The organism is Rothia sp. 11273D007AR (assembly GCF_053547255.1).
In genome coordinates this window covers 67771-80482 of record NZ_JBPPWJ010000005.1, presented here as the reverse complement: position 1 = coordinate 80482, position 12712 = coordinate 67771, and the positions used below count along the sequence as shown (strand labels likewise).

Sequence of the window (12712 nt, the reverse complement as noted above, 5' to 3'; positions counted from 1 at the left end):
TCATGGCAGGCTCAGCCACACAACCCACCGGCAACGACCTCACCCATATCCGTGTGCAGGGCGCCCGCGAAAACAACCTCAAAAACGTCGACCTCGACATCCCCCGCGACGCCATGGTCGTCTTCACCGGCCTCTCCGGCTCCGGTAAATCCTCCCTGGCCTTTGACACCATCTTTGCAGAAGGCCAGCGCCGCTACGTCGAGTCCCTCTCCTCTTACGCCCGCATGTTCCTGGGCCAGGTCGATAAGCCTGATGTCGACTTTATTGAGGGCCTATCACCGGCCGTCTCCATCGACCAAAAATCAACCTCCAAGAACCCGCGTTCAACCGTCGGTACCATCACCGAAATTTACGACTACATGCGCCTGCTCTGGGCGCGCGTGGGGCACCCCCACTGCCCCGAATGCGGCGAAGAAATCTCCAAACAGTCCCCCCAGCAAATCGTCGACACGCTCATGGACTACCCCGAGAAAACTCGCCTGCAGGTGCTTGCCCCCGTCGTCTCAGCCCGCAAGGGTGAGTTCGTTGACCTCTTCAAAGAACTCTCCACCGCCGGCTACGCCCGTGCCCGCGTGGACGGCGAGGTCATCCAGCTGACCGACCCGCCCAAGCTGGAAAAGCAGTACAAGCACACCATCGAGGTCGTGGTTGACCGTATCGCCATCAAGGAAAGCGTTCACCAGCGCCTGACCGACTCCGTCGAGACCGCTCTCTCCCTGGCCGATGGCAAGGTGCTCATCGACTTCGTTGATGAGGACGCCGACGCCCCCGGCCGCACCCGCTCCTTCAGCGAAAACCTGGCCTGCCCCAATGGCCACCCCCTAGCCGTCACCGAGGTCGAACCCCGAGCCTTCTCCTTCAACTCACCCTTTGGTGCCTGCGCAGCCTGCGACGGTATCGGCTCCACCCTCGAAGTGGACACCGACCTCATCGTCCCTAACCCCGACCTCTCCCTAGCCGAAGGCGCCGTTGCCCCCTGGGCCACCGGCAAGGCCACCAGTGAATACTGGCTCCGCCTGCTAGCTGGCCTGGCCGAAGAACTAGACTTCGACCTAGCTACCCCCTTCAAAGACCTGCCCGCCAAGGTTAAAAAAGCCATCCTCAACGGCAAGGACTACAAGGTCACCGTCGCCTACAAAAACCGCTTCGGTCGCGAACGCCGCTACACCTCCGGCTTCGAAGGCGCCAGCGCCTACATCAAGCGCAAGTACGAAGAAACCGAATCAGACTGGTCCAAAGACCGCTACGAACAGTACATGCGCAAGGTCGCCTGCACCGCCTGTAACGGCGCCCGCCTCAACCCCACCATCCTGGCCGTCACCGTCGGCGGCAAATCCATCGCCGACGTCACCGAGATGCCCATGCGTGAGGCCCTCACCTTCATGCGCTCGCTGACCCTGAGTGAGCGTGAGGCTAAGATTGCTGAGCTGGTGCTTAAGGAAATCGATGCCCGCCTGCAGTTCCTGCTGGATGTGGGGCTGGACTACCTGAACCTTGCTCGTTCAGCTGGTACTCTCTCGGGTGGTGAAGCCCAGCGTATCCGCCTGGCAACCCAGATTGGTTCTGGCCTGGTGGGCGTGCTCTATGTGCTGGATGAGCCCTCCATTGGTCTGCACCAGCGCGATAACCGCCGTCTGATTGAAACTCTCACCAAGCTGCGCGACATGGGCAATACCCTGATTGTGGTGGAGCACGATGAGGACACCATGAAGGAAGCCGACTGGATTGTGGACGTCGGCCCTGGCGCGGGCGAGCACGGCGGCCAGATCGTGCACTCGGGTACCTATGCTGAGCTGCTTGAAAATAAGGAGTCAGTGACCGGTGACTATATGGCAGGGCGTCGCGCTATCACAGTGCCTGCCACCCGCCGTCCGGTTGACCCCAAACGCACCATCAAGGTCATTGGGGCCCGCGAAAACAACCTCAAGAACGTGGATGTCGAGTTCCCTCTGGGCGTGCTCACCGCCGTTACCGGTGTTTCCGGTTCAGGTAAGTCCACCCTGGTCAACGATATTCTCTATACCTCCCTGGCCAATAAACTCAACGGGGCCAAGCAGGTTCCGGGCCGTCACAAGACCATCACCGGACTGGAACACCTCGACAAGATTATCCACGTAGACCAGTCGCCCATAGGCCGCACCCCGCGTTCGAACCCGGCGACCTATACCGGCGTCTTTGACCACATCCGCAAGCTCTTTGCAGAAACCACCGAAGCCAAGATGCGCGGCTACCAGCCCGGTCGCTTCTCCTTCAACGTCAAGGGCGGACGCTGCGAAGCCTGCTCGGGCGATGGCACCCTCAAGATTGAGATGAACTTCCTGCCCGATGTCTACGTGCCTTGTGAGGTCTGCAAGGGTAAGCGCTACAACCGCGAGACCCTCGAAGTGCACTACAAGGGCAAGACCATTGCCGACGTCCTTGAAATGCCGGTCTCTGAAGCCGCCGAATTCTTCGCCGCCTTCACCAAGATTTCGCGCTACCTCGATACCCTGGTGGACGTGGGCCTCGGCTACGTGCGTCTGGGCCAGTCCGCGACCACCCTCTCCGGTGGTGAAGCCCAGCGCGTCAAGCTGGCTACCGAACTGCAAAAGCGTTCTAACGGCCGCTCCATCTATGTGCTCGATGAGCCCACCACCGGTCTGCACTTTGAAGATATCCGCAAGCTTCTTGGAGTGGTACAGGGCCTGGTGGATAAGGGCAACACCGTCATTACCATCGAGCACAACCTGGACGTCATCAAGAGCGCCGACTGGCTCATCGACATGGGCCCCGAAGGCGGCGACGGCGGTGGCACCGTGCTGGCAACCGGTACCCCCGAGCAGCTGGCAACCGTTCCCGAATCCCACACCGGCCGCTTCCTAGCTGAGATGCTCTAGGGCAGCAACACCCCGCCGGGGTATGCTAAATAGGTCAAAACAGCCCTAAAATTTCAAAAAGCATACCCCGGGTGGGGTGCCTGCCACGGTAGGCCCCGCCAGCTGTGCACCAAGGAGTTCTCATGTCCCTCAAATACAAGGCAACTCAAAAGACCGTCGAAGCCCTGCTCCGTACCGTCTTCCGCGCCCGCGTGACCGGCCTTGAGAACTTCCCCGCTGAGGGCCCCGTCATCGTGGCCTCCAACCACCTGGCCTTCCTCGACTCGGTGATTATCTCAGCCCTCATGCCCCGTCGAGTTGCCTTCCTCGCCAAGTCTGAGTACGTCAACTCACCGGGTCTCAAGGGCAAGGCCATGAAGACCCTCTTCCAGGTCATCGATATTATTCCGGTTAACCGCACCGACAAAAAAGAGTCCATGAAGGCCCTCGAAACCGCCCTTGACCGCCTCATTGAGGGCAGAGTCTTCGGTATCTACCCCGAGGGCACCCGCTCCCGCGACGGCTACCTCTATAAGGGAAAAATCGGGGTAGCCTGGCTGGCTCACATGACCGGGGCCACCGTAGTGCCTATCGGCCTGATTGGTACCGATAAGATTCAAAAACCGGGCTCCAACATGGTCTACCCTCACCGGTTTACGGTGCGGGTGGGGGAGCCCATGACCTTCGAAAAACTGGGGGAGCGTATGAGCGGCAAGCAGCGCCGCCAGACCACCGACCAGATTATGGATGCTATCGCCCAGCTTTCTGGTCAGCCCCGCAAAAACGAATATAACGTCTCACCGTCAGCAGAACGCGACGGGGGAATCTAGCCCAGCAGACTTTGCGGACTAGAGGCTCCTGCCGCACCTGACCCAGCTCAAAGGACCTGATACACGTGGCCGATCCTGCCTCCTACCGCCCGGCGTCCGGCGAAATCCCCACCAACCCCGGGGTTTACCGCTTCCGTGATGATGTGGGCCGCATTATCTATGTGGGCAAGGCCAAGAATCTGCGCAACCGCCTCAACTCCTACTTTGCCCGCGTTGATTCTCTCAGCCCTAAAACCTACGCTATGGTGCACACCGCAGCGTCGGTGGAGTGGACGGTGGTGGGTAGCGAGCTGGAATCCCTCCAGCTGGAATATACCTGGATCAAGGAATATAAGCCCCGCTTCAACATCGCCTTCCGCGACGATAAGTCCTACCCCTACTTGGCGGTGACTCTCAAGGACCGCTTCCCCCGTGCCCAGGTCATGCGCGGTGAGAAGAAGAAGGGGGTGCGCTATTTTGGTCCCTACTCCCAGGCCTGGGCCATTCGTGAAACCCTCGATGCCCTGCTGCGGGTTTTCCCGGTGCGCACCTGCTCTACCGGCGTCTTTAACCGGGCCCAGGCGTCCGACCGCCCCTGCTTACTGGGATATATCGATAAGTGCGCAGCCCCCTGTGTGGGCAAGATCAGCCGTGAAGACCACCAAAAAATCGCTGAAGATTTCTGCTCTTTTATGGCCGGGGGTGCCGAAAAGTACATAGCTGACCTGACCCGGCAGATGAAGGACGCCGCCGCCGACTTTGATTTTGAAAAGGCGGCCCGCCTGCGCGATGACATCGAAGCCCTGACCAAGGCTTTTGAACGCAACGCCGTAGTGCTGCCCGATTCGGTGAATGCCGACCTGTTCAACTTTGTTGAAGATGACCTAGAAGCTGCGGTGCAGGTGTTCTACGTGCGGGCGGGGCGCATCCGCGGCCAGCGGGGCTGGATCGTTGAGAAGGTCGAAGACTCCACCCCCGAAGCCCTGGTCGACCATCTACTGGTTCAGGTCTACGGCGAAGCCGCTGCCGCCCTGGCCGCTGGGTCAACCGAGGAAGAGATCAATCACAACCTCAACGAGATACCCCGCCACATCAACGTGCCGGTTCTACCCGAAAACCACAAGAAGCTCGAAGAATGGCTCTCGGGCGTGCGCGGAGCCAAGGTGACCATTAGTGTGCCCCAGCGCGGCGACCGGGTTGAGCTGATGGCAACCGTTGCCGAGAACGCCAAACAGGCCCTGACCCTGCACAAGACCCGACGGGCAGGGGACCTCACCACCCGCTCGGCCTCCCTGGTGGAGCTCCAAGAGACCCTGGAGCTGCCCGAAGCCCTCATGCGCATCGAGTGCTACGACATCTCCCATGTGCAGGGCACTAACGTGGTGGCCTCCATGGTGGTCTTTGAGGACGGCCTGCCCAAGAAGAGCGACTACCGCAAGTTCTCCATTACCGGGGACGCCGCCCGCGACGATACCGCCAGCATGTACGACGTCATCTACCGACGCTTCCGCCGCTATCTCACCGACGAGGCCCCAGGGGCCCGGGTGCGGGCGTCCGGTCAAATCAGCGACGAGGACCTGCACACCAAGGAACCGGCCAAGTTCGCCTACCCGCCCAACCTGGTCGTGGTGGACGGTGGCCAGCCCCAGGTTGCCGCCGCCACCCGGGCCCTCGAAGACCTGGGAATTACCGATATCTATGTGGTCGGTATCGCCAAGCGACTCGAAGAGCTCTGGCTTCCGGGCGACGACTTCCCCGTCATCCTGCCCAGAACCTCTAATGCCCTGTACCTGATTCAGCGTATTCGCGATGAGGCCCACCGCTTCGCTATCACCTTCCACCGCTCTAAGCGGGGTAAAGAAATGGTCAAATCAGCACTCGACACCGTACCCGGGCTGGGCCCTGCCAAACGCGAAGCCCTCATCAAACACTTTGGCTCTCTCAAACAGCTTTCAGAAGCGAGCGCTGAGGAGCTGCAGGCCGTGCCCGGCATCGGCCCGGCCATGGCACAGAAAATTCTGGAGCGTTTCACACCGGGTGCTGAGAGCGACCCCAAGAATGAAGCCGTGCACTAAGCTAGAACTACCACCCCAATGATTTGTGGAAGCGAGAGATCCCACCCATGTCACCCACCTCCAGCGAGCAGACCGTCAAGCCGCAGATTCTCGTGATTACCGGTATCTCGGGAGCCGGCCGATCCACAGCAGCCAACACCCTCGAAGACGAGGGCTGGTACGTGGTTGATAATATTCCCCCTCAGATGCTCGGCTCCCTGGCCCAGCTGGTCAAAGACTCACCGGGCAAATTCCCCAAAGTAGCTGTGGGTATCGATATTCGTGCCCGTCGCCAGCTGGCCGACCTGCCTGAAGCTATCAATAAGCTCCGTGCCTCAGATATCGACTTCTCCATGCTCTTCATGGACGCTGCCGATAAGGACATCATCGCCCGCTACGAGGCCCAGCGCCGCCCTCATCCTCTTCAGCAGGGTGGGCTTGTAGCTGAGGCAATTGCCGAAGAACGCCGCATCTTCGCTGGCTTGCAGGAGGAAGCCGACTACATCATCGACACCTCCGGCATGAATATCCACCAGCTGGCAAAAAAGGTGCGCGAAACCTACGCCCCGGGCAAGGAACGTCTGGTTAACATCACCGTCATGAGTTTCGGCTTTAAGTACGGTACCCCCTCCGATGTGCACTACATGGCCGATATGCGCTTTATTCCTAACCCCCACTGGGTGCCCGGCCTGCGCGCCCAGACCGGGCAGGACGCCGCCGTCCGCGACTTTGTTTTTGCCCAGGACGGCACCGAAGAGTTCATCAGCAACTACATCGCTGCACTACAGCCCGTTATCGCCGGCTACCGCCGCGAAGGAAAGCTGTACGCTACCTTTGCCATCGGCTGCACCGGGGGTAAACACCGCTCGGTTGCCGTGAGCGAAGAGGTCGCCCGCCGCCTGAGCGAAATGGAAGATGTAAACATCTCCGTGCACCACCGCGACATGGGGCGTGAATAATGTCTGAGGCAACTCGTATGAGCCGTTTCCCCGAAACCGGTCTGCTACCCATCACCACCCAGGGGCACGACCTACCCGTGCGCGTCACTGCCCTGGGTGGCGGCCACGGGCTCTACGGTTCCCTTTCTGCCCTCAAGCTCATCACCACCGCCCTCACCGCCGTGGTAACCGTGGCGGACGACGGGGGTTCCTCGGGTAAGCTCCGCGAAGAGCTGGATGTGCTGCCACCCGGAGACCTGCGCATGGCTCTTTCGGCCCTGTGCGACGATACCGACTGGGGGCACACCTGGCGCGACGTCATGCAGCACCGCTTCACTCCTCGAAGCCCGGAACGCCCTACCTCCCTCAATAACCACGCTCTGGGTAACCTGCTGATTGTCACCCTCTGGGAGCTCCTGGACGATACCATCGCTGGACTGGACTGGGCCGGGGCCCTACTCAACGCCCGCGGGCGAGTGCTGCCCATGGCGACCTCGCCCCTGATTATTGAAGGCGATATCGTCACCACCAACGATCACGGGGTGACCTTCCGCGATACTGTCCAGGGCCAGGCAACCCTCGCCAAGGCAGGGCGTGTGGACAAGGTCCGCCTGCTCCCCGAGAACACCGAAGCCTGCCCGGACGCCATCCGCGCGGTGCACGAGGCCGATTGGGTGGTGCTAGGGCCGGGTTCTTTTTACACCTCCCTGCTCCCGCACCTGCTCCTGCCCGGCCTGCGCGACGCCATACTCAACACCAGCGCCCAGATTTGCCTGGTCATGAATCTGGAACTTGACGGCAAAGAAACCCGCGGTATGAGTGCCGCAGACCACCTGCTCGTTTTGCGTGAATACGTTCCAGAAATTAGGGTTAATACAGTTATCGCTGATCCTGCGACCGCAGGAGAGCGCACCACATTTGAAGACGTAGCGGCCCAGCTAGGGGCGAAGGTGCTCTGGGCTGACGTAGCGGAAGCCGACCAACCCGGCGTCCACGACCCCCTTAAACTAGCAGCTGCCTACAAGCACGTCTTCAAACGCTAACGCCGACCACACACCGGCACCCTCGCTTACGAGAGCAGACACTACTTTGGAGGAAGACCCGCATGGCCCTGACGGCATCGGTCAAAGAAGAGCTGGCACACTACGAAGCCACGCGCTCATCCGTGCGCAAAGCTGAGGTGGCCACAATCTTGCGCTTCACGAACGGTCTGCACCTTGTGCAAGGCAAAATCGTGGTCGAGGCTGAAGTTGACCTTGAAACTACCGCAGAGCGCCTGCGCTATAACATCGCCGAAATGTACGGCCATGAGGCTTCCATTACCTCTATCTCGGGTGGCGGGCTGCGCCGGGGCGGACGCTACGTTGTTCGCGTTGATCAGGGCGGCGAAGCGCTAGCCCGTCAGACCGGTTTGCTGGACGGACGCGGTCGCCCCGTCCGCGGTCTACCCCCTGCCGTGGTCAACGGCTCCCTGGCCGATGCTGAAGCTGTCATGCGCGGGGCCTTCCTGGCTCACGGTTCGCTGACCGAGCCCGGGCGTTCGTCCGCCCTGGAATTTACCTGCCCCGGCCCCGAGGCTGCCCTAGCCCTGGTCGGTGCCGCCCGCCGACTCGACGTGATTGCCAAGGCCCGCGAAGTACGCGGAGTAGACCGGGTGGTCGTGCGTGACGGTGAGACCATCTCCCTGCTGCTAGAGCGCATGGGTGCTGTTGACGCCCTCGACAACTGGCGGGAACGCCGCGCCCGTAAAGAGGTTCGCGCGACCGCTAACCGCCTCGCTAACTTCGACGACGCCAACCTGCGCCGCTCAGCTCAGGCAGCAGTTGCCGCCGGTGCCCGCGTTGAACGGGCTCTGGAAATCCTGGGCGATAAGGTACCCGAGCACCTGCGCTACGCCGGCGAACTGCGTGTTGCCCACAAGCAGGCATCCCTTGACGAATTGGGCCGCCTGGCTGAACCACCCATGACCAAAGATGCTATCGCCGGTCGTATCCGCCGCCTGATTGCCATGGCCGATAAACGGGCCGCCGAGCGTGGAATCCCCGGCACTGAAGCGGGCGTGAACGGCACAAACCACCCCAACTAGGCTGTGTGGGTTTTTGTTGGTTTGCCCTTTACTGGGTGGTCTTCCTCATGCTCTCACCCGGCAAAACCCATATTTGCAGGTCAAAACGGGGGTCAAGCGTCCATAAACGCACGTAAGTCCACTTAAAAAAACGACAGAAACACACCAAAACTCACATAAACAGGGTATGATGGTTAACGAACCGGACGAGAGCTCACCCGCTTGAGCTGAAGGAACCACGTTTTCCCAAGTTCGGCGATGAAACGCCAGAACCGGCGTCTCGTCCACCAACGTCACTAACTGTATCTAGGAGTTTGATTTCAGTGACTGTACGCGTAGCTATTAACGGCTTTGGCCGCATCGGTCGTACCTTCTTCCGCGCAGCACAGCAGCACGGCGAAGGCTTCGAAATCGTTGCTATCAACGACCTGACCGACGTCAAGACCCTCGCACACCTGCTCAAGTACGACTCCATCATGGGTCGCTTCGACGGCGAAGTTGCTGTTTCAGAAAACGGCCTGACCGTCAACGGCAAGGAAATCAAGGTTCTGGCTGAGCGCAACCCCGCTGACCTGCCCTGGGCAGACCTCGGCGTAGACGTTGTTCTCGAATCCACCGGTTTCTTCACCGACGGTGAGAAGGCTAAGGCTCACCTCGAAGCTGGCGCCAAGAAGGTTATCCTTTCTGCTCCCGGTAAGAACATCGACGGCACCTTCGTCATGGGCGTCAACGACGACCAGTACGATTCAGCCACCATGAACATCGTTTCAAACGCATCCTGCACCACCAACTGCCTGGCTCCCATGGCTAAGGTACTGAACGACAAGTTCGGTATCGAAAAGGGTCTGATGACCACCATCCACGCCTACACCGCTGACCAGCGCCTGCAGGACGCCCCCCACTCAGACCTGCGCCGCGCCCGCGCCGCAGCCCTGAACATGGTTCCCACCTCAACCGGTGCAGCAGCAGCTGTTGGCCTGGTTCTGCCCGAACTGAAGGGCAAGCTGGACGGCTTCGCAGTTCGCGTTCCCACCCCCACCGGCTCCATCACCGACCTGACCTTCACCGCTTCACGCGAAGTTACCGTTGAAGAGGTCAACGCAGCCGTCAAGGAAGCAGCAGAGGGTGCCATGAAGGGCATCATCACCTACTCCGAGGAGCCCATCGTCTCCAAGGACATCGAAGGTGAGCCCGTTTCAACCGTCTTCGACGCACCCCTGACCAAGGTCATCGGCAACCAGGTCAAGGTTATCGCCTGGTACGACAACGAATACGGCTACGTTTCACGCCTGGTCATGTTCACCAACAAGGTAGTTGCAGCTCTCTAAGCTGTCATCCACCGGTCTTTCATGAGACAGCAATAGGATAGGGTTAGCGAATCGACGCGCACAAGCGCGGTTCGCTAACCCTTACCTATACCCGGCACCACCCTGGTGCCCACCCCATTTACCCTCACAAACAATGGAGATGAAAACTCCCATGGCTAAGACTCTCGCAGAGCTCATTGACGGTGGCGTAGCAGGCCGCCGCGTCCTCGTCCGCTCAGACCTGAACGTACCCCTCAAGGACGGCGTCGTCACCGATGACGGCCGTGTCCGCGCCTCCCTGCCCGTCCTCAAGAAGCTGACCGAGGCTGGTGCCCGCGTCATTGTCACCGCCCACCTGGGCCGCCCCAAGGGCAAGGTAGACCCCCAGTACTCCATCAAGCCCGCCGCTGAGCGCCTGGCTGAACTGGCAGATTTCCCCGTTGCAATCGCAACCGACCTGGTGGGCGATGACGCCAAGGCCAAGGCTGAGGCCCTGAAGGACGGCGAACTGCTGGTCGTTGAAAACGTGCGCTACGACGCCCGCGAAACCTCAAAGGACGACGCCGAGCGCGCCGAATTCGCAGCAGAACTGGCTGCCCTGACCGGCGAGAACGGTGCTTACGTCAACGACGCTTTCGGCGCCGTTCACCGCAAGCACGCCTCGGTGTACGACATCGCCAAGGAACTGCCTGCCTACCTGGGTGACCTGGTCAAGACCGAAGTTGACGTTCTGCAGAAGGTCATCAAGAACCCCGACCGCCCCTTCGTCGTTGTGATGGGTGGCGCTAAGGTTTCAGATAAGCTGGCCGTGATTGACAACCTCATCGGCAAGGCTGACGCCCTGCTCATCGGCGGCGGCATGGGCTACACCTTCGCCAAGGCCCAGGGCTACGAGGTCGGCCAGTCCCTGCTGGAAGAGGACCAGCTCGAGAACTGCAAGCGCTACCTCGAAGAAGCCCCCAAGAAGGGCACCGAGCTGATTATCGCCTCAGACATCGTCTGGTCAGATGACTTCTCCAACGATGCCAACACCGAAATCCGCCCCATCGAAGACCTGACCGGCGGTAAGCTGGGTGCCAAGGCAGAAGGCCTCGATATCGGTCCCGCCACCCGTGAACTCTTCGCCCAGAAGATCAAGGAAGCCAAGCTGGTCTTCTGGAACGGTCCCGTAGGCGTCTTCGAAATCGAAGCCTTCTCAGGCGGCACTAAGGCAGTTGCCGATGCACTCGTTGAATCAGAAGCCTTCTCCATCATCGGCGGCGGTGACTCAGCATCAGCAGTACGCAACCTGGGCTTCTCCGACGATCAGTTCGGCCACATCTCCACCGGCGGCGGTGCCTCCCTCGAATACATCGAAGGCAAGACCCTGCCCGGCCTCGAAGCCCTCGGCGCCTAAAACAACACCACGCGGCAGTAAGCCACCCGGCGGTTAAACCACCAGCGGGCAGGACGGGCACACCCGCCACGTCCTGCCCACCCACCCCAAGATTTCGCGAAAGGAACGAGCCCATGACTCGCAAGCCCCTCATCGCAGGCAACTGGAAGATGAACATGGACCACACCGAAGGTGTGACCCTGCTCCAGAAACTGGCCTGGACCCTGGACGACACCAACTTCGACTACGACACCGTCGAAGTTGCCGTTTTCCCTCCCTTCACCGACATCCGCTCCGTACAGACCCTCGTTGACGGCGACAAGCTCAACATCGTCTACGGCGGCCAGGACCTCTCAGACCAGGACTCCGGCGCCTACACCGGCGACATCTCCGGCGTCTTCCTCAAGAAGCTCGGCGCAACCTACGTGCTGGTCGGCCACTCAGAACGCCGCACTATCCACGGTGAAACCGACGCTATCTGCGCCGCTAAGGTACAGGCTGCCTACCGCAACGAGCTCACCCCCGTACTCTGCGTCGGTGAAGGCCTCGACAAGCGTGAAGCCGGCGAGCACGTCGACTTCACCCTGGACCAGCTGCGCGGCTCCATTGAGGGCCTGACCGCTGAACAGGCTGAAACCCTGGTTGTTGCCTACGAGCCCGTCTGGGCTATCGGCACCGGCAAGGTTGCAACCGCAGCTGACGCCCAGGAAATGAGCAAGGCTATCCGTGAGGAACTGACCAAGCTCTACTCAGCAGAGGTAGCTGACAAGGTCCGCGTACTCTACGGCGGCTCCGTCAAGGCTGCATCAGCTCCCGAAATCATGGCTGAAGCAGACGTCGATGGCGTTCTGGTGGGCGGCGCATCACTTGACGCCACCGAATTCGCTAACATCGCACGCTTTAAGGCCTAGAAGATACCCTAACTAGGGGTATAGTAGATTGATGGCGCTTCGAAGCGCTGACCAACCCAACTGAAAGGTTCTGCGTGGAAACCCTCAAGATTATTCTGATGGTCCTGATCGCTATCGCGAGCATTCTTACCATCCTGCTGGTTCTACTGAACCGCGGTAAGGGCGGCGGCCTCTCAGATATGTTTGGTGGTGGCATGACCACCTCGCTGAACTCTTCGGGCATGGCATCTAAAAACCTGATCCGTCTGACCGTTACAGTGATTCTGCTGTGGGTCTTTGCGATTATCGGTTACGCCCTGGTGATGCGTTTCTCTGAGGTTGCTGTTATCTAGGCTTACATCAAAAAATCCCGCCTACCGGTTCACCGGTAGGCGGGAATTTTTTGTCTCTGAATCCCT

General features: G+C 60.2%; 10 protein-coding genes. All 10 read left to right on the top strand.

Features of this window, described 5'->3' with window-relative positions; genetic code table 11:
• The first annotated feature begins 2 nt into the window (after positions 1 to 2).
• The 10 genes from uvrA to secG all read left to right on the top strand — a co-directional run bounded on the left by uvrA (position 3) and on the right by secG (position 12646).
• The gene (gene uvrA, locus ACED88_RS03985; protein ID WP_449108792.1) at positions 3 to 2876 is read left to right on the top strand and encodes an excinuclease ABC subunit UvrA; all 2874 of its coding nucleotides are present in this window, start codon (positions 3 to 5) and stop codon (positions 2874 to 2876) included.
• Positions 2877 to 2998: 122 nt separating this feature from the next.
• Positions 2999 to 3685, top strand: a complete 687-nt coding sequence (locus ACED88_RS03980; RefSeq protein WP_449108791.1) for a lysophospholipid acyltransferase family protein — start codon at positions 2999 to 3001, stop codon at positions 3683 to 3685.
• A 65-nt stretch (positions 3686 to 3750) separates the two neighbouring features.
• On the top strand, positions 3751 to 5739 hold the full coding sequence (gene uvrC / locus ACED88_RS03975; RefSeq protein ID WP_449108790.1) for an excinuclease ABC subunit UvrC: 1989 nt from the start codon (positions 3751 to 3753) through the stop codon (positions 5737 to 5739).
• Between the two features lie 47 nt (positions 5740 to 5786).
• The gene (rapZ, locus tag ACED88_RS03970; RefSeq protein ID WP_449108789.1) at positions 5787 to 6677 is read left to right on the top strand and encodes an RNase adapter RapZ; all 891 of its coding nucleotides are present in this window, start codon (positions 5787 to 5789) and stop codon (positions 6675 to 6677) included.
• Positions 6677 to 7699 (top strand): gluconeogenesis factor YvcK family protein, encoded by a 1023-nt coding sequence (locus ACED88_RS03965; RefSeq protein ID WP_431464336.1) that lies wholly within the window; start codon positions 6677 to 6679, stop codon positions 7697 to 7699. Before rapZ ends, ACED88_RS03965 begins: the two co-directional genes overlap by 1 nt.
• A gap of 62 nt (positions 7700 to 7761) precedes the next feature.
• Positions 7762 to 8742 (top strand): DNA-binding protein WhiA, encoded by a 981-nt coding sequence (whiA, locus tag ACED88_RS03960; protein WP_237195868.1) that lies wholly within the window; start codon positions 7762 to 7764, stop codon positions 8740 to 8742.
• Between the two features lie 302 nt (positions 8743 to 9044).
• Positions 9045 to 10049, top strand: a complete 1005-nt coding sequence (gene gap / locus ACED88_RS03955) for a type I glyceraldehyde-3-phosphate dehydrogenase (RefSeq protein ID WP_185172979.1) — start codon at positions 9045 to 9047, stop codon at positions 10047 to 10049.
• Between the two features lie 151 nt (positions 10050 to 10200).
• Positions 10201 to 11424, top strand: coding sequence for a phosphoglycerate kinase (locus tag ACED88_RS03950; protein ID WP_449108788.1), 1224 nt, complete (start codon positions 10201 to 10203; stop codon positions 11422 to 11424).
• A 113-nt stretch (positions 11425 to 11537) separates the two neighbouring features.
• Positions 11538 to 12314, top strand: a complete 777-nt coding sequence (tpiA, locus tag ACED88_RS03945; protein WP_449108787.1) for a triose-phosphate isomerase — start codon at positions 11538 to 11540, stop codon at positions 12312 to 12314.
• Between the two features lie 74 nt (positions 12315 to 12388).
• Positions 12389 to 12646, top strand: a complete 258-nt coding sequence (gene secG / locus ACED88_RS03940) for a preprotein translocase subunit SecG (protein ID WP_237209349.1) — start codon at positions 12389 to 12391, stop codon at positions 12644 to 12646.
• Positions 12647 to 12712 lie beyond the last annotated feature (66 nt).